Source organism: Cohnella baijiui, assembly GCF_020731285.1.
Classification (GTDB): domain Bacteria; phylum Bacillota; class Bacilli; order Paenibacillales; family Paenibacillaceae; genus Cohnella.
This window is the reverse complement of the sequence record NZ_JAJFOW010000041.1, coordinates 36,107-56,778: the sequence shown is the minus strand read 5'-3', so window position 1 is coordinate 56,778 and position 20,672 is coordinate 36,107. Positions and strand designations below refer to the sequence as shown.

Here is a 20,672-nt window from a genome sequence, read left to right as displayed (position 1 = left end):
TGTACTTTTACAAGTAAACCGCTCCACCCTCCCGAAATGACCCTAAATAGATGTATGAATGCAACTATTTTACTGAGCGACCCGAACCGAGCGCAAACAAGACCAAATGGCATACACCAGTGGCGAACCATCGGCTGGAATCCGGCGAATTTGCACCAAGACCCAACTGATTTTATTCGAAACCGGCCTCGCAGATTACCACGCGTCCGGGGGAGCCGTCATGAGTGGAACGATCGTCAATTGATGTCGTCAATGAAGCCGCATTGAAAACCGCGCTGCTGACTCCCGGGCCCCGTTACAACCTTATGAGGCTGCCTACCCGGCTCCGCCGTCTTCAAGGAAGATGGCGGCACGTTTTTTTTCGGAGAAGGATTCGTGAAGGATAGATGAGCTTATCTTTCTGATCCGTCAAGTAAAAACGGCTTTGCCCTCTTCCCCGACGGCGGCACGTTTATATCGGAGATCATACAGAAATGGATTGGGCTAAAACTTATACATTCTGTTTGACCAAAAAAAGAAGGCCGCCCGCAGGCGACCTTCTTAACAGTTGCGACGACCGCTTCCTTCCGCAGCCTTTAAGATCAGCTGCCTCCCGCTCGATCGTCTTCCTCCTCGTCTTCTTCCTCTTCTTCCTCCCAAGCCTGCTGGCGCTCCATCCGCTTGCGGTAGGCGAGAGACGACAGGAAGACGCTGATCTCGTACAGGATGACGAGCGGCACCGCGACGAGCAAGTCCGAGATGACATCCGGCGGCGTGACGACTGTCCCGATGACCGCCATCGTGAACCAGGCGATCTTGCGCATCCGCCGGAGCAGGTTCGGATGTAGGATGCCGATCCGCGTCAGGAACAAAATGACGATCGGCAGCTCGAACAGTACCGAGATCGGCACCAGGATGTTGAACAGAAACGAAAAATACTGCGCGACCCCGTAGGTTTGCTTCAGCCCCATATTGTGCGTGACGTTCTCGGTGAACGTATACGCCATCGGAAACACGACGTAGTAGGCGAAGGCGAGGCCCGCCAGGAACATGACGAGCGCTCCCGGCACGTAGCGCAGCGTCGCTTTTTGCTCCTTCCGGCCGAGCGCGGGGCGAACGAACGCCCACAGCTGGTACAGCGCGAACGGAATCGCGACGACGAACGATATCAAAAACGCGAACTTCATATAAAGTCCGATCGCGTCCCAGGGCGAGAACGCGCTCAGCTCGATCCGTTCGGCCGGGGCCGCGGCCACCAAATAGTCGAACAGCGGCTCCGCGCCGAAGAGGCCTCCGACAACGCCGAGGACGAACACGACCAGAACGTAGATCACTCGTTTTCTCAATTCGCCGATATGCTCCATGACGGGCATCCAGTCCTTCTCGCGGAGCTGGGCCCGGGAGCCCGAACGGTCTGTCATGTGGGACCTCCCATATCCGTACAACAAGCAAGCAGGGCGGCCCGGATAGCTAGCCGCCCTCTTCCGTATAAGACGCTCTTATTCCGGCAGACGCCGTTCCGACTTGGCTGTCTCCGCTTCCGGAGCGGAAGAAGTCACGTCTACTCGGCGAGCCTGACGATCGCGCTCGTCGTCCGACATCAAGTCGTTCGCGCCTTTCTTGAATTCGCGCAGCGTTTTGCCGAACGCCCGTCCCAGCTCGGGGAGTTTGTTCGGCCCGAACAGCAACAGAGCGATCAGAACCAGCAAGATAATACCCGAAGCGCCAATGCCACCCATCGATAATCGCCTCCTATCTGATGAAGAGTAGAGTAAGCCTGTCTGGGCGATCAGCGATGCAATCCGCCATAGCCCATTGCGGCGATTTGTTCTGCAACGATCACGTCTCCCGCCAGCACCCTCGGCAGCAGCACGTCGAAGGAGGTGAACGGGTCATGCATGACGCAGCCCGGCAGTCCGAAGATCGGAACGCCCCGTATGTAACCGAACAGCAGCATCGATCCCGGCAGCATCGGCGTACCGTAGCTGACGATGTCGGCACCAGCGTCGGCGATCGCACCCGGGGTGCGGTCATCCGGATCGACGGACATCCCTCCTGACACGAGTATCATATCATAACGTTGTTCCAGGAAGTAGTGAATATGATTGACAATTGTTTGTCGATCGTCGGGCGCGAAACGCTGCTCCGCCACCTCGGATCCCAGCGCCTCGAGCTTGGCGGAGACGACCGGTCCGAACTTGTCGGCGATGCGGCCGGAGTAGACCTCCGTCCCCGTCGTGAGGAGACCGGCCCGCAGCTTGCGAAGCGGCCGGACGGAGACGGGACCTTCGCCGCCGTGCGCGGCCCGGTATCGCTCGGCGATCGCCTCCACGGCGGCGACCTTGGCCGCCGGCACCACCAGCGGGATGACCCGCGTGGCGGCGACCGTTTCCCCTTCGCGGACGACTTGGCCGTCCACGAGCGTGGCGAGCGCGATCTCTCCGAGGGCGTTGATCTCGTCGACGACCGGCTTCGCGACGACGGACAGAGCCGGTCCCGCAAGCGCCGACTTGATCGCGGTCTTGCCTTCGTGAGGCTCCCCGAAGACCGTATGGGATCCGGCGAGGGCGGCGGCCATCCGCAGCGCGGCGTCGTCCTCGTGCAGATCCCCTTCCCCAAGGTCCAGGACGTATAAATGCTCTTTGCCGATGTCCTTCAGCTTCGGAATGTCCGCCTCCGTGACGCGATGGCCTTTGCGGAACAGCCGGCCTTTGAACGTGCCGGGCAGGATCTGCGTCAAGTCGTGGGCAAGCACCAGTCCGACCGCGTCTTCGACTTTGACCTCGCGCAGAACGGTGCCGCTCACAGATCCCGGTCCTTGCCGATGCCGCTGACGAGCAGCAACGCCGCAGGCAGCTGATCCATGATCGCCATCAGCATCTCGTGAACGCCTTTCGGCTCGCCCGGCAGATTTACGATAAGCGAGCGACCGCGGATCGCGCATACGCCGCGGAACAGCATCGACCGGCGGTTGCGCTGCATGCCCGCTGCGCGCATCGCCTCCGCCATGCCCGGCACCGTGCGCTCCGCGACCATCAAGGTCGACTCCGGCGTCACGTCGCGAAGGCCGAGGCCGGTTCCGCCGGTCGTGAGTACGAGATCGGCTTGATAGTAATCCGCCATCTCGATTAGCGCGGCACGGATCTCGTCCTGCTCGTCCGGGACGACCCGGTAATCGACGATCTCTCCGCCCAGCTCCTCTTCGACCAACTCGCGGATGACCTGCGCGCTCGTATCCTCCCGTTCGCCGCGAGAGCCTTTATCGCTTGCCGACAACAGCGCCACTTTCCAAATCATGCGCTTTTCCCCTCCGATCCCTGCCTCCAGCTATCCCTTTCGTTTCAAAGCGGTCAGTCTCCGGCCAGCTCGTAGTCTCCGTTTTTGCCGCCGGTCTTGCTGCGAAGGCGCGTCGGGCCGATGACCATGTCCTTCTGCAGCGCCTTGCACATATCGTAAACGGTCAGAGCGACCGCGGAAACCGCCGTCAGCGCCTCCATCTCCACGCCGGTCTTGCCCGTCGTTTTGACTTCGGCCGTGACGTGAAGCGTGTCCGTCCCGTCGTCCGTAAACCGAATATTTACGCCGGTAAGCGGCAGCGGATGGCACATCGGAATCCAATCGGAAGTCCGCTTCGCCGCCTGAATGCCGGCGACCTGCGCCACCGCCAGCACGTCGCCTTTGGCGACGGCGCCTTCGCGAATGCGCCTCAGCGTCTCCGGCGCCATCCGGATGCTCGTCTCCGCGACCGCCGTGCGCGCCGTGACCGGCTTGTCGGAGACATCCACCATCACGGCGCGCCCTTGCTCGTTAAAATGCGTCAAGCCGTCCGCGCCCGTATCCATCATGACTCCTCCTTGTCGAACCAAATCCACTCGCGGTCCGTGACGAGTCCGTCCAGCGGCAGATCGTGAGGCTCCTTCGGGAGCGGCGCCTCCGACGTCTGCATCTCATAGGCGAATCCGATCCACTGAGTCAAACCGTCGGCTCCCCCCGTCCCCGCGGCAGCCAATTCCGCGTGCAGCCGGTCGTAATAGCCGCCACCGTAGCCCAGTCTGCCTCCCCGACGGTCGAATGCCAGTCCCGGCACGAATACGACGTCCGGCCGCTCGCTCCGGGGCAGCAGGACGGTTCGGGTCGGATCGGGCGTCGGCACGCCCCAACGGCCGGCGGTCCAATCCGACCGCGTCCCGACCAGCCGCAGCTCCATTCCCCCGCCATCCTCCCGGATACGGGGAGCCGCCGTCCGGTATCCCTGGGACCAGCACCATTCGGTTAGGCGAACCGGGTCCGCTTCGGAACGAAAGGCGGCGTAAACGCACACGATCAACGGCCGGGCGCGGGACGCCGCGAGCGGGATCAGCACCCGTTCGATTGCGACGCCGCACAGCAGCTCCGACCGCCTTGCCCGCTCTGCAGGCGCCAATGCGTCTCTTCGGGCGGTCCACTCGGCGCGCATCGACTTCTTCGGGACATCCCCGGGCTTTCGATTCGCGCTCATGAAGCTCGCCTCCGGGATTCCTTTGAAATGATAGCATTAGTGTAACATTTTTCCGTCGGATAAGCCAAAGAAACGCGGCCGTACGCAGCGCGTTCCGCGCCGTTTTGGACGAGATTCGCGATTTGCGATACACTTGGGAGGGCGCGCTCCGGCCCGACGCGCGCCGAACCCCTACTTATTCTATGGAAGTCGGAGGGAGTCCTCTTGCTTTTAAACGCATCTGGCATCGTCAAACATTACGGCGTTACGCCTATTCTTGAGGGCGTATCCCTGCAAATTAACGAACGCGACCGCATCGGTCTCGTCGGCGTCAACGGCGCCGGCAAGTCGACGTTCCTGCGCATTCTCGCCGGAGAGCTGTTTCCGGACAACGGCTCCGTCTCCAAGCCCCGCGAGCTGCGCATCGGATATCTCGCCCAAAACAGCGGACTCGAGGGTCATGCGACCCTGCAAGAAGCGATGAACTCGGCCTTCGGGCCGCTGCTCGAACAAGAACGCGAGCTTCGCGAGCTGGAGCGCCGAATGGCCGATCCCGCGGAGCAAGCCGATTCGACACGCTACGAGGCGCTGCTCGTCCAGTACGCGGACCGCAACGACCGTTTCCGCGAAGCCGGCGGCTTCGAGATGAACAACCGCATCCGCAGCGTGCTGCATGGGATGGGCTTCGGGGACTTTGACCCGAACACCGCCGTTTCTGCCTTGAGCGGCGGTCAGCGCACCCGTCTCGCCCTCGCGCGCCTGCTCGTCGTCCAGCCGGAACTGCTGCTGCTCGACGAGCCGACCAACCATTTGGACATCGATACGCTGACATGGCTCGAGCAGTACCTGCGCACCTACGCAGGCGCGATGGTGATCGTCTCGCACGACCGCTATTTCCTGGATGCCACCGTCACTTCGATCGTCGAGATCGAGCGGCATGCGGCGACGCGCTACACCGGCAATTACAGCCGATTCATGGATCTGAAGGCAGCCGACTTCGCGCAGGCGGTCAAGCTGTACGAGCAGCAGCGCAAGGAAATCCAGCGGATGGAGGACTTCGTCCAGCGCAACATCGCGCGCGCCACGACCACCCGCAGGGCGCAAAGCCGGCGCAACGCGCTGGAACGCATCGAACGCTTGGAGAAGCCGGGGCATCTGCGCCAGGCCAGCTTCTCGTTCACGACCGAACGGCGCACCGGCAAAGACGTGCTTCAGGTGTCGGAAGCGTCCGCCGCGCCGAACGAAACGATGAGTCCGCTGTTCCGCAACGTGTCGTTCGACGTGAAGCGCGGGGAGCGCGTCGCCCTGCTCGGCCCGAACGGCATCGGCAAGACGACGCTGCTTCGCGCGCTCGTCGGCAACCTGGCGCTCCAGGCCGGCACGATCCGCTGGGGGACCGGCGTCATGCTGGGCTATTACGACCAGGAGCAGCGCGGGCTCAACCCGGCGAACACGGTGCTCGAGGAAGTGTGGAGCGAATACAAAATGCTCCCCGAGGCGGAGATCCGTACGGTGCTCGGCAACTTCCTGTTCAGCGGCGAAGACGTGCGCAAAACGGTCGGCAGCCTGAGCGGCGGGGAAAAGGCGCGTGTCGCCCTCTCCAAGCTGATGCTGCGGAAGGCGAACGTTCTCGTCCTCGACGAACCGACGAACCATCTGGATCTCTGGAGCCGCGAAGTGCTGGAAGCCGCCTTGGAGGAATACGACGGCACGCTGCTGTTCGTCTCCCACGACCGGTACTTCCTGAATCGTCTGGCGGACCGGATCGTCGAGCTGGCGCCCGACGGCGCGACCCATTTCCTGGGCAATTATGACGAGATGGTGTCGAAAAAGAAGGAACTCGAGGAGTGGCAAGCTGCGGCGAACGCTGAAGCAGCCTCGTCCATCCCGGCGCCCGCCTCCGATTATGAGGCAGAGAAGCAGGCCAAGCGGGACGAACGGGCGCGGCAGCGCAAACGGGAGCAGGCGGAGGCGGATATCCACCGCCTCGAAACGGAAATCGCCGCAATCGAGGAAGAGATGGCGACGCCGGAGGTGGCCGTCGACTTCGTGAAGCTGAAGGAAAAGCAGGCTCAAATCGAAGAGCGCCAAGCCGCGCTGGAGACGGCTTATGCCGCCTGGGAAGCGCTGATGGAATAGTACGGAAAGTGATGAGGCTGCGCCACCGGTTGGTAGAACCGGAGGCGCAGCCTCTTTTTTGATGGGGATGCTGTATGCGTTGGCGGTAGGCAGGCGGGACCCGCTCATTGGCTGCATGATGGCGCGTCACGACTCTCCTCCGTCGATGTAGGCAACTTAGCCGCTCTCTTGCGCTAGTACCCCCGGATTTCCGCCCAAGTAGGTAGTTAAACGACTCTCTTTCACTCATCCCCCCGAGTTCCCGCCCATGTAGGTAGTTTAATTACCCTCTTTCGCTCATTCCCCCGGGATTCCACCCACGTAGGTAGTTTAATTACTCACTTGCGCTCATCCGCTCGAATTCCCGTCGATGTAGGTAGTTTAATTACCCTCTTTCGCTCATTCCCCCGGGATTACCCATGTAGGTAGTTTAATTACTCACTTGCGCTCATCCGCCCGAGTTTCCGCCCATGTAGGTAGTTTAATTACCCTCTTTCGCTCATTCCCCCGGGATTACCCATGTAGGTAGTTTAATTACTCACTTGCGCTCATCCGCCCGAATTCCCGTCGATGTAGGTAGTTTAATTACTCACTTGCGCTCATCCGCCCGAGTTTCCGCCCATGTAGGTAGTTTAATTACTCACTTGCGCTCGTTCCTCCGAGTTCCCGCCGATGTAGGTAGTTTAATTACTCACTTGCGCCAGTTCCCCCGGGTTTCCGTCGATGTAGGTAGTTAAACTCCCTCTTTCGCTCATTCACCCGGGTTCTTATCCCGCATTCCCGCCGATCTTCCGCCAAGCCGGCCTCGCTCGAGGAGGCGACACGTCCGGCAGCGTCATATCCGAATTTGGTTCGCGGAGCACCCCATCGACGCCCCATCGGCCGAGGCGCTCGGGCGCGCTTAACAGGCGTTCGCATCGGGCAAGGAGAGGCACGAGCACGATTCCACCTTTATGCACAGCATTGTCCACAACGGAGGACGAATCGCCCGGTGCGGGGCGCCGCCGAGCCCTGGCCGCAACCTGGCGGCCCGCCCCGCTTACAAGCAACCGCGAGCCACTGGCAACGATGTCCTTTTGGAGTTGTCCCCCTTTTCCACACCGTCCACAGCCGAACTGTGAAAAATCCGTCCCCTTTTCAAGAGACGCTCAGCGCTTACGGCCCCAACGACCTAACCACCTTTATCCCCATTATGCACAAGGGATGTGGATAACTTTGTCCACATCCCTTGCAGCGCTTATTGATTCGCGGCTTCCGCGGTTCCGGCAGCGCGCGTGCGATCGGCCATCGCCGCGCTGTTGCTGGCCGCGACATAGGCGCGGGCCGCCGCCAAGATGATGTCCCGGTGAATGGCCGTTCCCCGATACCGCTGTCCCTGATGCACCACCGTCACGACGGCTTCCCCAAACGCGTCCGCGCCCGTAGACAGCGAATGCAGCTCCAGATCCTCGAACGCGGCTTCGATCGGCATCGCCTCGCGGATGCAGCCGATGACCGCTTCGAGCGGGCCTTCCCCGGCGCCCGTGTAGGTCGTCTCCGAGCCGTCTTCCGTCCGAAGGATCGTGACCGAGGCGATGCGGGACCGGTTCGAGCCCGCCAGCACCTGCAGATCGACCAAGGCGTAAGGTTCGACGGCGATCTGGGTTGACTCGCCGACCAGCTGCAGCAGCACATCGTCCGTGACGATTTTCGTTTCGTCGGCTTTTTCCTTGAATCGCGCGTACACTTCGTCCAGCTCGCGGTCCTGCAGCTTGACGCCGTATTCCGACACCCGATGCTTAATCGCATGGCGGCCGGAATGCTTGCCGAGGATGATCATGCTGCGCGGAATGCCCATCGCTTCGGGATCCATGATCTCGTAGGTGTTGCGGTTTTTGAGCAGGCCGTCCTGGTGGATGCCCGATTCGTGCTGGAAGGCATTGCGGCCCACGATCGGCTTGTTGAAGGAGATCGGGAAATGCATCGCCCGGCTGACCATGCGGGACGTCTCGAAAATTTCGGACGAACGGATGCCCGTCTCCACGCCGATGGACGCGCCGCGCGTCTCGATCGCCATCACCAGCTCCTCCAGCGCGCAGTTGCCGGCCCGCTCGCCGACGCCGTTCACGCTTACTTCGACCTGCGTCACGCCATGGCGGATCGCCGCGAGACTGTTGGCGACGGCCAAGCCCAGATCGTTGTGGCAGTGCGTGCTGTAGACGACTTTGTCGCCGCCGCGGACGTTGGCGCGAACATCGGAGAACAGCGGGCCGAACTCCTCGGGCAGCGCATACCCGAGCGTATCCGGGATGTTGATGATCGTCGCGCCTTCTCCAATCGCTGCTTCGATGATCTCGTACAGGAAATCGCGGTCGGCGCGGGAAGCGTCCATCGGAGAAAACTCGATCTGCTCGATCGACTGCTTGCCATAGGCGATCATCGTCCGCACGTCCTGGATGACCTGCTCCCGCGTCTTGCGCAGTTGGAAATCCAGGTGGATCTGGGATGACGAAATAAACAGGTGGAGACGGCGGCGGACGGCATCCTGCGTGGCGGCGACCGCCGCGTCGATATCGCCGCGTACGCAACGGGCGAAGCCGCAAATCTCGGTGTTCTGCAGCTCCCGGGAAATCTGTTGGATCGCCTGGAACTCGCCGGGGCTCGAGATCGCGAAGCCCGGCTCGATGACGTCAACGCCGAGCTTCGCCAGCTGGCGGGCGATGACGATCTTTTGCTCCGGTTTGAGCGAGGCGCCGGGCGCCTGCTCGCCGTCGCGCAGCGTCGTATCGAAAATTTGAATGCGTCGTTTGGCGTTCGTGTTTGTCATGGGAAGTCATCCTCCAGATCAAATATATTTGTCGGAATGTTGCGAATGTTCAGTCATATATGCGACAAAAGACGACGGGTGCGGCCCTGCCTCTTGGCACGGTGCCGCCCCAGAACGGGACATCGGGTCGTGAAGACGGCAAAAAGCCCGCCGTCTCCTTGGGATAAGAGACGACGGGCCATCGTGAGCCGCCGCGGTACCACTCTCGTTGGAGCCGCCGCCGTTCGGACGACGGACGGGCTCCCGCTTGAAACGCGGACCGCAGCCTTCCGAACGGCTGCCATCCGCGAGCGCCCTGTATCGGGGGCCGGCCGTATGCACGTACGCAGGCCGGTCGCGATCGCTCGCGCCTGCCGTTCCGCGCATCCGCTCCCAGGCGAGTTCGGAAGCCCTTCGGCTGCGTCGCACCTTCCCGCAGCTCTCTGAATCCCGGGCGTTTCCTATTGCTCCTGTTCATGGCGTTGTTGCGTATGGGTAAAGGAAAGGCAGGTCCGGAAATACACAAAGCCCGCCGTCTCCGAAGAGACGGCGGGCTGATCGGCCTACCGCGGTACCACTCTCATTGACGATCTTTCGCCGGGAAACCGGGAAAGAAGGTCCGCTTCATGCGTCAGCCAACATCGGGCTGGCGCACCCGGTCACGGGGGTTAGCCGTACCTGAGTACTGAACGCCGGCATTCAGGCGTCGTTCCGCAGATCCGCTCGCAGGCGAGTTCGGGGGTCCCATCCGCTGCGTCGCACCGTCCCGCAGCTCTCTGATGCCGGTTCATCCCTACTGTTCCTGTTCATCGCGTTTTCGTATTGTTCGATTGGTAATCATTATATTCTCCGTACCCGCATCTGTCAATTCACCAGGGCGGCAATTCTTTCAGGAGGAAACGGAATCGTCCGAAACCGACCATTCCTCGAGAGACAGCTGCGCCCCTGCCACCATGTCGAGCGGCGTAAACGCGCCCCGCCTCCACTTCAGATCGGCCGCGGCGGCAATCATGGCGGCATTGTCGCTGCACAGCGACGGCGGCGGAATTAGCAGCGGGAGCCTCGCCGCCTCGCATAGCGACGTCAGCCGCTCCCGCATGCCGCGGTTCGCCGCGACGCCGCCGCACAGAAGCAGCTGGCGGACGCCAAACGCCTGCGCGGCGCGCATCGCCTTCGTCGTCACAACGTCGATGACCGACGCCTGAAACCCTCGCGCGAGCGCGCCCTGGTTCAACGCTTCGCCCTTCATCTTCGCCCGGTTGATCTCGGCGAGTACCGCGGACTTGAGCCCGCTGAAGCTGAAGTCGAACGAATCCGGCTCCAGCCAAGCGCGCGGAAGCTCGACTTCCTCCTCGGTCGTCTGGGCGAGCTTGTCGATGTAGGGCCCTCCCGGATACGGAAAAGAAAGCGCCCGCGCGACTTTGTCGTAAGCCTCGCCGACCGCGTCGTCGCGCGTGCGGCCGACGATGCGGAAGACGCCTTCGCGCTCCAGCAGAACGAGCTCGGTATGGCCGCCGGACACGACCAGCGCGAGCGCCGGAAAGACGATATCGCCGATCAGCCGGTTGGCGTAAATATGGCCGGCGATATGATGCGTGCCGATGAGCGGCACGTCCAGCGCCATGGCGAGCGACTTGGCCGCGACGACGCCCACGAGCAAGGCCCCGATGAGGCCGGGGCCTTGGGTAACCGCGACCGCGTCGATGTCGCCGCGCCGGACGCCCGCTTGCTCGAACGCCTCCTGCAGGATGCGCGTGATCGTCTCCACATGTTTGCGCGAGGCGATCTCGGGGACGACGCCGCCGAAGCGGCGGTGCGTTTCGATCTGGCTGGAGACGACGTTCGCCAGCACCTCGCGTCCGCCGCGCACGATCGCGACCGACGTCTCGTCGCAGCTCGTCTCGATCGCCAGCATCAGATAGTCTTTATCGGTCATACGGTTCTCCTTCCGTCTTGCCTGCCGCCGTCTCTCCCGACCAGACGTCCGGGTCGAGGTCCGCCCACATGATGAGGGCGTCCTCCTGATTGTCCGAGTAATAGCCGGGACGAAGGCCGGACGGACTGAAGCCCAGCTTGCGATAAAGCCGCTGGGCGCGCTCGTTGGTGACGCGGACTTCGAGCGTCATCCGGCGAGCGCCGAGAAAGTGCGCCGTCTTCATCATCTCGCGGAGCAGACGCTCGCCGAGCCCTCGGCCGCGATAGGCTTCGCGGACGGCGATGTTCGTGACGTGCGCCTCGTCCACGATCAGCCACATGCCGCCGTAGCCGAGCACTTCGCCGGCCTGTTCCATGACCATATATTTGGCGAACAGGTTTTGCACCAGTTCGTTGCGGAAGGCTTCGGCCGTCCAGGGGGCGGTGAAGGCTTCCTGCTCGATCGCGACGATCGCCGGAATATCGTCCAGCGTCATCGCGCGGAATTCCGTTGCGTTCACGGCACGTGTCATGGCGTTCTCCTCGCTTCGCCCGCCTGCAGCTTGACTTCCGCTTCGGTCATCTGGGTATAGTTCGGCGCGAAGGCATGAACGTCGTCCGCGCGTCCGCGCCGCAGCCGGTCCGCCGCGAGCGGCCCGATCGCGCCGCCGTCCATCGCGAAGGGCAGCGTGAACGCGCCGTCCAACGCCGCAAACGGCGCCGTCTCACCGACGAACCATAGCGCCACGCCGGCTTCCTTCGCCTGCGCCGCCAGCTCGGCCGACCAGTCCGCGATGAGGCGAATGCCGTCCTCGTCCGCCCGCGACCAGGCACCGCCCGCGACGACTTCCTCGATCCCGAGATCGCGACCGGCCGCGGAAGCGACAAAGCGCGCTCCGTACACCTGTCCCCTTCGGGCGTCCATGAGCGGCACGATCCAGGCGTCCCGCTCCTGCGCAGACGCTTCTTGCCGGATCTTCAGCCAAGCCCCGAACGCCAGCGCCTCCAGGCTGGAAACGCCGACGAGCGGCTTGTCCCATGCCCAAGCGAGCGTTTTGGCCGCGGAAACGGCGATGCGCACGCCCGTATAGGAGCCGGGACCCCGCCCGACGGCGATCGCGCCGACGTCTTCCCGGTGCACGCCATGGCGGCGCATCATCTCTTGAATCTCCGGCACGATGCGCACGGAGTGATTGCGTTCGGCGAACGACTGCGACGCCTCCATGACGCGGCCGTCCCGATAAAGCGAGACGGCCAGCGTGCCGGTGGATGTATCGAAGGCGAGCAGCGTCCCCGGCCGATTCGAGCCGTTCATGGTGTCTCCTCCTCTTCCTCGATCGCTTGCATGCCGAGCGTACGGCACCATGCCGCATAAGCCTCGCCGATCGGCCGGCACGTCAGCCGGCGGGACGCGGGGCCTGTCAGCGCGATCCCGATGTGCAGCCGCTCCGGCGGGAGCAGCGGCTCGATGAGCGACGCCCACTCCACGAGCGATACGCCGTCGCCTTCGAAATATTCCTCGAGGCCGAGCTCGTCGGCTTCGGCGATGGAGAGCCGGTATACGTCCATATGATAGAAAGGAAGGCGTCCGCCTTCGTATTCCTTGATGATCGTAAAGGTCGGGCTGTTCACCAGCCCCGGCACCTCGAGTCCCCGGGCGAAGGCCTGAGCGAATCTCGTCTTGCCGGCGCCGAGATCGCCGTCGAGCGCCAGGACGGTGCCCGGCCGCGACAACTCCGCCAACTTTTCGGCGAAGCGGACCGTGTCCGCCTCCGAGTGCGCCTCCCAGACGTAAGCCGGTCCGGTCTGCGAATCTTTCATGCTCCTTTTTCCCCTCATGAACGCGGTTCCCCGCAGTTTGTCCTTAATTATATCGGGGCAGGCCCGAACATGCAAAAGCAAAAACCCGCCCGATAGGGGCGGGTTCGGCGCTGTATGCGATGCCCGCTCAAGCGGAGCGGAGTTTACGGTCGATGGTTCCGGTAATGCGCGATCAGGTCCGTGAGCAGGACCCCGTCGATGCGAAGGCCGTCGATCCGGCAGTCGCGAATCTCGACGTCCGACAGATCGCAGCGTTCGAAGATCGCGGTTCCCAAATCGCTGTCGCGGAACGTCACGGGCTCTACGTTTACCCAGCCATCCGTCCCCGGCTCCTCTTCGAACCGGCTCTCGGCCGCATCCGGCCGCTGGATGCGCTCGAATACCGTGCCGCCCAACTGCGCCATGTTGATATGGACGTTGGAAAAGTAGATGTGCTCCCATGTCGAGCCGACGAAGTTCACATGGCGCAACTCGGCGTCCCGCAGATCAATACCGTGCAGTTCCGCTCCCTGAAAGCTGACCATGTGAACGTTCCGACCCCGCAGGTCTTGCAGTTCATGACCGCCCTTGGCGTCGTATACGGTAAGGTCCGTCAGCCGGGCCGCCTTCGAACGTGCGCGGACGGGAAAGTAAAACTCGTATTCGCTGTCCGGCGAGTGCGTCCCTTGAAACCGGCTGTCGAAACGCTCGAATTCGTAATCGTCCACGGCCTCATAGGCTTGATTCGCAGGCAGCCATTCGCGGTGAAAATATTCCCAGATTTGCATGATGCCGCTCTGGGCGCCGCGATAGGTGACGACGGCGTAGTCGCAGGCGGGCACCGCCCGGCGGATCCAGCCGGCGGGTACGTCAGCCTCGTCCCGTACCTCGACTGCCGCCAAATAGCGGAAGTCCTGGCCGGGACCGAAAGGCGGCTCGTACTGATACAGCCCGTACGTCAGCGGCAACGGGGCATCCGGTCCGATCCGCTCCCGGATCCGGCTCATTTGCGCTTCCCAAAGCGCCGGAATCGCCTGCTCGGGCACGACGCGCGGACGTTCGACGTCGAGTTCGGCGCCGATCAGCGTCAGCGAGGGCAGCGCGCGGACTTCCGCGCCCACGATCCCGGGGTAAGCCGTAGAGATCATGCCGACGCCTCCTTCCGCCCCGCGATCGGGGCATAAATGTCGAAGTCGAATTCATCGATCTCGTCCGCGGGGATGTCGAAAGGATTGACGGGCGAGAGCCGGTTTTCTTCGAAGCCGAGCGAGCCCTCCGCCATATCCCTTTCGTATTCGCCTTGGGCGAACCATTCGAACAAGGCGCCGTACGTCTCGTTCATCCGCTCCCGATCCCCGCGCACCGTCGTCTTCGCATACTGGCGAGCGGGGATCGAGATCGTCTCGAAGCCCTCGGGCAGCCCTTCGAGCGAGCTTACCTCCACCCCCACCCACAGCGTCGTCACTTCGGACTTCCACTGCCACTCGGGGATGAAGACAAGTCCGAATTCGCCGTTGGCGCGCGCCGGATGTCCTTCCATGGCGGCGTTCACCGCCTGCCAGGCGCGCCGGACTTCGCCGCCGTCCCGCGGAATTTTGAGCACGACTGCAAGCAAGGCAGGTCTTTCCACGATCGTAATGTTCATTTGCAGGCTCCTCCTCCTATTCGGGATGCTCCTGACTGATCGTGATGACATTGCCGTCGATATCGCGGATATTGAAGTAAGATACGGGACCTAGCCGCTGAATGCCGTAAACGACTTCGAATCCCAGGCGAACCGCCTCCTCCCGCGCCCGGTCGATGTCGGTCGCGCCGATCTTCAGCGTGGGAGCCGCGTTCGCCTGGACCGGTACCTCCGCCATGCCGTGCGAATCCAGCATGAGGTGCGTCCCGTTGTCCAAACGGAAGAGATGAAGCTGTCCGTAGCGATCCCGCTCGCGCGCCTCGATGCCGAGAAGGCGGCTGTAGCGCGCCACGGCCGCGTTCAGATCGCGCACCCACAAGATCGCCGCGTCGATATGCGGATCGAAGCTGCTGTGCGCCCGGCCGCCGTCGACGCCGCCGAACGCCAGGTGGTAGCCGTCGGGATCGGCGACGACGAATTCCTTCCACGGCCCTCCGTCGGCATAGACGACGGGCTCGCGCGCGATGTGCGCGCCTTTGGCCCGGAACTCGGCGTAGAGGGCGTCCAAGGCCGCCCAATCCGTCACATATGCTTGAACGTCGATGCCGACGTCGTCTCCGGGCTGGGGCGGATTGGGTTGCGGGACAAAGCCGGCCGGCGCCTGATGAAGCTTCAACGCAAGTCCCTGCAGCCCGTCCCGCTCCGCCCACCAATCAGTGACGTCGAAGCCGAGCACGTCCCGATAGTATTGCTGCGATTGCGGCAGGTTCGCGACCGTGAGCACGGCCAGCGAGCTTGAGATCGGTTTGCCCATCGCTTAGCTCTCCCCTCTGCAGATCATGATCAGGTTGCCGTCGGGATCGCGGAGGGTGAAGAAAGCAACGTCCCCGTGATCCTCGATCTCGCCGAACACCTCGAACCCCGCGGCCGTCGCGAAGTCATAGCTGGCTCGGATGTCGCGAGTGTCGAACATGAAAAGAATCGTGAACGTTTCACCCTGGCGCGCCCGGTTGTCGTCGAGCAGCAAGGAGGCGCCCCGGTTCGTCGGGACTACGTAGATCGACTGTTCCGTCTCCTCCGGCCGAAACGGCACGCCGAGCAATTCCGAGTACCATCTGGCGGCGGCCTTCATGTCTTTTACGTCCACGAACGCGCCTCCGATCCGACCCTGCACGGGGCTGCCGCCCGATTCCGCCAGCGCCGGATTCTCGGCCGCGTTCGGACTCCAGCAGGCCATCAGCGTGTTGCCGTCCGGGCCGCGGAAGGTGAAGTTCGCCATTCCTTCATGCCTGTGCGGGCCGTCCAAGATTTCCGCGCGCTCGCGGACATAAGCCAGGGCTTCGTCGATGTCGGCGACCGGCAGCATGAACCGGGGTAGCGCCTCCTGACGCCAGTCCGGATCGCGGCGATGTCCCGAGTGGTCGTCCAGCAGCAAGCCGGTGCCGGGCAGATCGAACCAATAAACCGGTCCGCCGTTCAGCCGCTCCTCGAGGATCGGCAGCCCCAGCAGCCGGCTGTACCACTCGGCCGAGCGCCTCAGATCCGTCACGTGCACGATCGCGCTGCCGATCCTGTTTTCGAGCGGGATTTCGCTTTTGCGCTTCAGGGGGAACCACATCTCCATCACCGACGACGGATCGGCGTTGCCGCGATACCGATCGTCGTACACTTCCAACTCCGCCGTGCCGCACGCCGCCTCGTAGTCCGTCGCGTTCGGCAGCCATTCCTCCCAATAGTAGCGGAACGTCTCCCCTAGCTCGTCGATCGTCCCTTGGCGGGTTACGACGCAGTAGAGCGCCCCGGGCACCGTCTCCGCCGTCATCCCTTCGGGGACATCCTCGATCGCGCGGACACCCGCGCCGGCGAGGTAGTCGAACGCACTGCCGGGCTTGAAGCCGGGCGGAAACAGGCACACGCCGTAGCTCTTGCCGTCGGCGTGCCGGATCTCGCAGGCTCGCGGATTGAATCTCACCCACAGCTTGGACAGCTCGTTCTCGGACGGGAGAACGTCGTTCGAAGGCTGAAACGGGACCTTTAGTCCGACGACATGAAAAGCGTCTTTCCATACGACTTCCGTTTTGACGATCATGGCAAACCTCCAAGGGATCAAAATAAGAGCGGGGCGCGAAGCGCCGGATCAGATCTCGCCGGGCTCCGCTCCCTCCCGGCCTTCCAGATGCCTTGCGCAGTTGTACAGGTCGCACACCCAGCCGTCCGCGGACTTGCGGATCTTCGTCAACGACGTGTTCAGGCGGGGAGCCGTCGTATCGATCTCCGGGACCAGCGCGTTCAGACTGTGCTTCATCCAGGCGCCGTGTCCGACGACCAGCACGTTGCGCCCTTGCTCCCGGGCGTGCAGCTCCTCCAGAAAAGCGGTGCCGCGGGCCGCTACCGAGGCCGGCGGCTCCCGATCCAGGTCGAGCTCCTGCCAGTCCGGGCCCCATCTCGCGATGCGCTCCGCCTCCGTCGTTCCTTCGATCTGTCCGCCGCCGATCTCCCGCAGCCGAACGTCGTACGCAATCTCCGGTATGCCGAGCCGCTCCGCGATGAGCTCCGCCGTCCGGCGCGCGCGGGACAGATCGCTCGCATAGATCGCGTGCCATTCTTCTTCGCCGAGCCGTTCGGCCACGAGTCGCGCCTGCATGAGTCCTTCTTCGCTGAGCGGCACGTCCTTCTGTCCCTGCGCCCTGCCTTCCCGATTCCAATCCGTCCGACCATGCCGGACCAAGCCGATCAACGCCACTTTTGCCACCTCATTCTTAAGCTGAATGCGAATATATATTCGCCTTTCGGAAGCGAAATCCTTCTTTTACCAGCCTTGTTCTGTTAAAAATTGTGTAAAGAGAAGCGCGAACAGGGGCTGTCTCATAAAGTTGTAATGGGACCATGACGGCTGCCTCTGACGCGTGGCCATCTGCGAGGCTGGTTTCGAATGAATCAGTTGGGTCTTGGTGCAAATTCGCCGGATTCCGGCCGATGGTTCGCCACTGGCTTATGCCAATGGGCCTTGTTTGCGCTCGGTTCGGGTCGCGCAGTAAATGAGTTGCACTCGTACATCTAATTTAGTTGCATTCGTACATCTAATTAGGGCCATTTCGGGAGGGTGGAGCGGTTTACTTGTAAAAGTACATCTAATTTATCGTAAATCCGTCCTGTACGCAGAAAACGGACGATTTAGTCGTACGATTGCAACTAAATGACCGTGAAGAAGGAATATAGCAAAATTAGATGTACATTTGCATCTAAATCGTTGGATGCGGGGTAGGCAATACGGAAAGCGGATTTCGGCGTTTGTCTGCTTCGCGTCTTGCCGAAGGTAAGCTCGGAGGTCGGATGGCTTTCGCTTGCCCATCATTTGTTGAAGAAGGAAGCAGTGGATCGAAAACGAGAAATGGCGGTGCAGGGATCATCTCCCCAAACACCGCCATTCCTTCGTTTTCATACGTTCAGGGATGGAGGAGAGCTGTCCGTCCCGTGAACAGACTTACATTTGAGACTCCCTCTTCCCGTCATCTCCGCCTCGCTTATTGCGTGACGGCTTCCGCTTTCTTCTGGGCGTCGTCGAGGATGGCTTTGATCTCGCCTTTCGTCATCAGCGCTTTCGCGACGCCGTCTCCCCAAATTTGCCACGCTTTCGAATTGTCCTTGGCGAACGTCGGCAGCCCTTGCACGTTGCCGCTCATCGCCTGATAATGCGTGTAAAGTTCCGGGTGCTCCTTTTGGTACGTTTCGGATTCGGCGATTTCCTTCAACACCGGAGACCGGACGTTCGAGTCGGCGATGAGCTGCTGAATGTCCTTGCTGTACATGGCCCGGATATATTGGAAGGCCGCTTCTTTGTTTTTGGAATCCTTCGGCACCGAATGGAACGCGGCGCCGATCGTGATATTGCCCGGTTGGCCGTTCGGCGACAACGGGATCGGAGCCATGCCGACGTCGATCTTGTTGTTTCTCGCTTGCTGGGACTGCCAGGGACCGTCGACAATATAAGCAAGCTGCCCTTTGTACCACGCGTCGAAATAGGCGCCTTCGTTCGTGTTCACCATCAGGCCCGGCGCGTTGTTCGCATTCAGCTCGCGAAGCAGCTCGACCGTTTCGACGTTGGCGTCGCTGTTGAACACGGGCTTGCCGCCCTCGGCGAACGCGCCGCCGTTGATCACCATCAACGCGCCGTAGCGCAGGTATCCGCCGAAGTTCGCCCCCGCGTAAACGCCGCCGCCGTAAAACTTCCCTTTGCCGGCTTCCGTCACCTTCTTCACATTGTCGGCCAGCTCCGCCCAGGTGGCAGGCGCTTTGTCAGGATCGAGTCCGGCCTGCTTCACCAGGTCTTTGTTCCAGAACAAGCTGCTGACGCCCGGTTGCGCGGCGAGGCCGTAGATTTTGCCGTCGTACTCCATCGGCTTCCAGGCGGCATCCGCGACGTTTTGCCGGATTTCGTCCGCCATGTCGTCCGGGAACGGCTCCAAAAGACCTTGTTGGGCGAAGCCGTTCATTTGCGTTTCGCCGACGATGATGTCGGGCATGTTTTTGGCGAGGAACCCGGCGGTTTGCTTTTGGATCAGAGGCTCTCCCCAGCCCCAATCCTGCATATTCACCTCGATGTTCTTTTCCTTCATCGCGTTGTAGAGGATCGTCTGGTAATGCAGGCCAAACGTATCCGCCTCGAACTGTTTACCGGGCGTATAGGACGTGTCCAGCCCTTTTCCCTTCAGCTCTTTTTCTTTGGGCGCGAGCAAATCCCCGAGCTTGCCGGTTCCGACGTTGGTCGCTCCTTCCGTGAGCACCGTAATCGTCGCACCCTGCGCGGAAGGCGACGGATCCGAAGAAGCCGGATTCGAGGGCGCCGGACCCGAGGGAGACGCACTTCCGTTGGATTGGCCGCCCCCGCCGCTGCATCCGGCCAGCGCCGCCGCGAGAAGCGCGGACATTCCCCATTTTGCCGTATTTCCGAATTTCATGTGAACCCCTCCATTTGAATGTTTGTGACTCCGTCTTGTCCTGCCTCTTGCCATGTCTGATGAAGCTATTGGAACCATCGGCAGCCGTCAACCCTTGATGCCCGTATTGGCCAACCCCTGCACGATGTACTTCTGGAAAAGGAAAAAGATCAGCAAAGCGGGAACGGTCGTGCCGAGCCCCAACGTAATTATCATCGGATAGTTGGGGGAACCGCCGGGACCTACGGCCGCGGATGACAATCGCGTAATCGCGGATGGCAGGGTTTGCATATGGTCGCTGGTCGTGTAGAAGAAAGGCGTTGCAAAGTCGTTCCAGGTGCCCAGCGCCGTCGTAATTGCGATAAAAGCCATAATCGGCATCTGCAGGGGCAGCAAGATTTGGAAAATCACCCGCAGCGTCCCCGCGCCGTCCATCTTCGCCGCCTCGTCCAGCTCGAACGGAACCTTTTCCAGCGACTGCTTGACCAGAAACATCCCCATGATGTTGATCGACGGCCCGCCTAAAAGGTAAACCCACCACGTATCGAGCAGCCCCGTCCCCCCGGTAAAAATGTCGTTTCCGCCGGCAAACGGCCATCTGGCAAGCTGAAGATAAGTCGGAATCAGCGCGATGGTGCCCGGAATCATCTGCGTCGCCAGAAGCGTCAGGAAGAGCGCGTCCTTCCCTTTGAATTTCAAGCGGGCGAAGGCATATCCGGCCAAAAACGAAGTCAGCATGGCAAAAAACGTGCTATATAACGTGCGATAAAGCGAATTCAAAAAATAAGTTTGCGTCGACGTATCCGACGAGCCTTGAAACAAAACCAAGTAATTATCCAGAGTCGCGTGCCGGGGGATCGGAAAAAATCCGAGAATCGTCGTCGTAAATTCCTCTTTCGTAAAAAATCCGGAGAGAATCATGAAGATCAGCGGATAAAACAGGATCAATCCGACGCCGGCCAAAACCAGATGCGCCACGATGTGGCTGGAATTCGGCTTTCGCGTCTTGGAGGACGGCAAAGTGGCAGGATCCACGGC

General features: G+C 61.7%; 19 protein-coding genes and 1 pseudogene. 2 read left to right on the top strand and 18 right to left on the bottom strand.

Annotated features, from left to right (window positions below):
• Positions 1 to 581 precede the first annotated feature (581 nt).
• The 6 genes from tatC to LKX83_RS26340 all read right to left on the bottom strand — a co-directional run bounded on the left by tatC (position 582) and on the right by LKX83_RS26340 (position 4,477).
• Positions 582 to 1,400, bottom strand: coding sequence for a twin-arginine translocase subunit TatC (tatC, locus tag LKX83_RS26365; RefSeq protein WP_227885835.1), 819 nt, complete (start codon positions 1,398 to 1,400; stop codon positions 582 to 584).
• Between the two features lie 78 nt (positions 1,401 to 1,478).
• Entirely contained in the window at positions 1,479 to 1,718 is a 240-nt protein-coding gene (locus LKX83_RS26360) for a twin-arginine translocase TatA/TatE family subunit (RefSeq protein ID WP_227885834.1), read from the bottom strand.
• Between the two features lie 50 nt (positions 1,719 to 1,768).
• Entirely contained in the window at positions 1,769 to 2,785 is a 1,017-nt protein-coding gene (locus LKX83_RS26355; protein WP_227885833.1) for a molybdopterin-binding protein, read from the bottom strand.
• Positions 2,782 to 3,276, bottom strand: coding sequence for a MogA/MoaB family molybdenum cofactor biosynthesis protein (locus LKX83_RS26350; RefSeq protein WP_227885832.1), 495 nt, complete (start codon positions 3,274 to 3,276; stop codon positions 2,782 to 2,784). Before LKX83_RS26350 ends, LKX83_RS26355 begins: the two co-directional genes overlap by 4 nt.
• 53 nt (positions 3,277 to 3,329) lie before the next feature.
• Positions 3,330 to 3,821, bottom strand: a complete 492-nt coding sequence (gene moaC / locus LKX83_RS26345) for a cyclic pyranopterin monophosphate synthase MoaC (protein ID WP_227885831.1) — start codon at positions 3,819 to 3,821, stop codon at positions 3,330 to 3,332.
• The gene (locus LKX83_RS26340; RefSeq protein WP_227885830.1) at positions 3,821 to 4,477 is read right to left on the bottom strand and encodes a 5-formyltetrahydrofolate cyclo-ligase; all 657 of its coding nucleotides are present in this window, start codon (positions 4,475 to 4,477) and stop codon (positions 3,821 to 3,823) included. Before LKX83_RS26340 ends, moaC begins: the two co-directional genes overlap by 1 nt.
• A gap of 204 nt (positions 4,478 to 4,681) precedes the next feature.
• Between LKX83_RS26340 and LKX83_RS26335 the strand changes: the two genes are divergently transcribed.
• On the top strand, positions 4,682 to 6,595 hold the full coding sequence (locus tag LKX83_RS26335) for an ABC-F family ATP-binding cassette domain-containing protein (protein WP_227885829.1): 1,914 nt from the start codon (positions 4,682 to 4,684) through the stop codon (positions 6,593 to 6,595).
• Between the two features lie 1,216 nt (positions 6,596 to 7,811).
• On the opposite strand, the gene LKX83_RS26330 is transcribed toward LKX83_RS26335, so the two are convergent.
• The 10 genes from LKX83_RS26330 to LKX83_RS26285 form a co-directional block, all read right to left on the bottom strand.
• Entirely contained in the window at positions 7,812 to 9,380 is a 1,569-nt protein-coding gene (locus LKX83_RS26330) for a 2-isopropylmalate synthase (RefSeq protein ID WP_227885828.1), read from the bottom strand.
• 868 nt (positions 9,381 to 10,248) lie between these two features.
• A complete protein-coding gene (tsaD, locus tag LKX83_RS26325; RefSeq protein ID WP_227885827.1) occupies positions 10,249 to 11,295 on the bottom strand; it encodes a tRNA (adenosine(37)-N6)-threonylcarbamoyltransferase complex transferase subunit TsaD in 1,047 nt (348 codons plus the stop codon).
• The gene (rimI, locus tag LKX83_RS26320) at positions 11,285 to 11,806 is read right to left on the bottom strand and encodes a ribosomal protein S18-alanine N-acetyltransferase (RefSeq protein ID WP_227885826.1); all 522 of its coding nucleotides are present in this window, start codon (positions 11,804 to 11,806) and stop codon (positions 11,285 to 11,287) included. The genes tsaD and rimI overlap by 11 nt, the downstream gene beginning before the upstream one ends.
• Positions 11,803 to 12,588 carry a tRNA (adenosine(37)-N6)-threonylcarbamoyltransferase complex dimerization subunit type 1 TsaB gene (gene tsaB / locus LKX83_RS26315; RefSeq protein ID WP_227885825.1) on the bottom strand — a complete coding sequence of 262 codons (786 nt, stop codon included), beginning with the start codon at positions 12,586 to 12,588 and terminating at the stop codon, positions 11,803 to 11,805. The genes rimI and tsaB overlap by 4 nt, the downstream gene beginning before the upstream one ends.
• On the bottom strand, positions 12,585 to 13,094 hold the full coding sequence (tsaE, locus tag LKX83_RS26310; RefSeq protein ID WP_227885824.1) for a tRNA (adenosine(37)-N6)-threonylcarbamoyltransferase complex ATPase subunit type 1 TsaE: 510 nt from the start codon (positions 13,092 to 13,094) through the stop codon (positions 12,585 to 12,587). Before tsaE ends, tsaB begins: the two co-directional genes overlap by 4 nt.
• A gap of 143 nt (positions 13,095 to 13,237) precedes the next feature.
• Positions 13,238 to 14,221, bottom strand: a complete 984-nt coding sequence (locus LKX83_RS26305; RefSeq protein ID WP_227885823.1) for a GyrI-like domain-containing protein — start codon at positions 14,219 to 14,221, stop codon at positions 13,238 to 13,240.
• Positions 14,218 to 14,718 carry a GyrI-like domain-containing protein gene (locus LKX83_RS26300; RefSeq protein WP_227885822.1) on the bottom strand — a complete coding sequence of 167 codons (501 nt, stop codon included), beginning with the start codon at positions 14,716 to 14,718 and terminating at the stop codon, positions 14,218 to 14,220. The genes LKX83_RS26305 and LKX83_RS26300 overlap by 4 nt, the downstream gene beginning before the upstream one ends.
• A gap of 16 nt (positions 14,719 to 14,734) precedes the next feature.
• On the bottom strand, positions 14,735 to 15,511 hold the full coding sequence (locus LKX83_RS26295; protein WP_227885821.1) for a VOC family protein: 777 nt from the start codon (positions 15,509 to 15,511) through the stop codon (positions 14,735 to 14,737).
• Between the two features lie 3 nt (positions 15,512 to 15,514).
• Entirely contained in the window at positions 15,515 to 16,786 is a 1,272-nt protein-coding gene (locus LKX83_RS26290; protein ID WP_227885820.1) for a VOC family protein, read from the bottom strand.
• Positions 16,787 to 16,834: 48 nt separating this feature from the next.
• Positions 16,835 to 17,440, bottom strand: a complete 606-nt coding sequence (locus LKX83_RS26285) for a histidine phosphatase family protein (RefSeq protein ID WP_227885819.1) — start codon at positions 17,438 to 17,440, stop codon at positions 16,835 to 16,837.
• Positions 17,441 to 17,992: 552 nt separating this feature from the next.
• Between LKX83_RS26285 and LKX83_RS34740 the strand changes: the two are divergent.
• Positions 17,993 to 18,070 (top strand): annotated as a pseudogene (locus LKX83_RS34740) (transposase); the annotation flags it as partial.
• A 151-nt stretch (positions 18,071 to 18,221) separates the two neighbouring features.
• Here LKX83_RS34740 and LKX83_RS26280 read toward each other — a convergent pair.
• Positions 18,222 to 19,655: an extracellular solute-binding protein gene (locus LKX83_RS26280; protein WP_227885818.1), complete on the bottom strand. Its 1,434-nt coding sequence runs from the start codon at positions 19,653 to 19,655 to the stop codon at positions 18,222 to 18,224.
• An 87-nt stretch (positions 19,656 to 19,742) separates the two neighbouring features.
• A complete protein-coding gene (locus LKX83_RS26275) occupies positions 19,743 to 20,669 on the bottom strand; it encodes a carbohydrate ABC transporter permease (protein ID WP_227885817.1) in 927 nt (308 codons plus the stop codon).
• Positions 20,670 to 20,672: the final 3 nt, after the last annotated feature.

Excerpts from the sequence above, each read along its gene's own strand:
- rimI (WP_227885826.1), bottom strand. The coding sequence starts at position 11,806 with ATGACACGTGCCGTGAACGCAACGGAATTCCGCGCGATGACGCTGGAC.
- LKX83_RS26305 (WP_227885823.1), bottom strand. The coding sequence starts at position 14,221 with ATGATCTCTACGGCTTACCCCGGGATCGTGGGCGCGGAAGTCCGCGCG.
- LKX83_RS26290 (WP_227885820.1), bottom strand. The coding sequence starts at position 16,786 with ATGATCGTCAAAACGGAAGTCGTATGGAAAGACGCTTTTCATGTCGTC.
- moaC (WP_227885831.1), bottom strand. The coding sequence starts at position 3,821 with ATGGATACGGGCGCGGACGGCTTGACGCATTTTAACGAGCAAGGGCGC.
- tsaE (WP_227885824.1), bottom strand. The coding sequence starts at position 13,094 with ATGAAAGATTCGCAGACCGGACCGGCTTACGTCTGGGAGGCGCACTCG.
- LKX83_RS26295 (WP_227885821.1), bottom strand. The coding sequence starts at position 15,511 with ATGGGCAAACCGATCTCAAGCTCGCTGGCCGTGCTCACGGTCGCGAAC.
- tatC (WP_227885835.1), bottom strand. The coding sequence starts at position 1,400 with ATGACAGACCGTTCGGGCTCCCGGGCCCAGCTCCGCGAGAAGGACTGG.
- LKX83_RS26360 (WP_227885834.1), bottom strand. The coding sequence starts at position 1,718 with ATGGGTGGCATTGGCGCTTCGGGTATTATCTTGCTGGTTCTGATCGCT.
- tsaD (WP_227885827.1), bottom strand. The coding sequence starts at position 11,295 with ATGACCGATAAAGACTATCTGATGCTGGCGATCGAGACGAGCTGCGAC.
- LKX83_RS26300 (WP_227885822.1), bottom strand. The coding sequence starts at position 14,718 with ATGAACATTACGATCGTGGAAAGACCTGCCTTGCTTGCAGTCGTGCTC.
- LKX83_RS26330 (WP_227885828.1), bottom strand. The coding sequence starts at position 9,380 with ATGACAAACACGAACGCCAAACGACGCATTCAAATTTTCGATACGACG.
- LKX83_RS26280 (WP_227885818.1), bottom strand. The coding sequence starts at position 19,655 with ATGAAATTCGGAAATACGGCAAAATGGGGAATGTCCGCGCTTCTCGCG.
- LKX83_RS26350 (WP_227885832.1), bottom strand. The coding sequence starts at position 3,276 with ATGATTTGGAAAGTGGCGCTGTTGTCGGCAAGCGATAAAGGCTCTCGC.
- LKX83_RS26340 (WP_227885830.1), bottom strand. The coding sequence starts at position 4,477 with ATGAGCGCGAATCGAAAGCCCGGGGATGTCCCGAAGAAGTCGATGCGC.
- tsaB (WP_227885825.1), bottom strand. The coding sequence starts at position 12,588 with ATGAACGGCTCGAATCGGCCGGGGACGCTGCTCGCCTTCGATACATCC.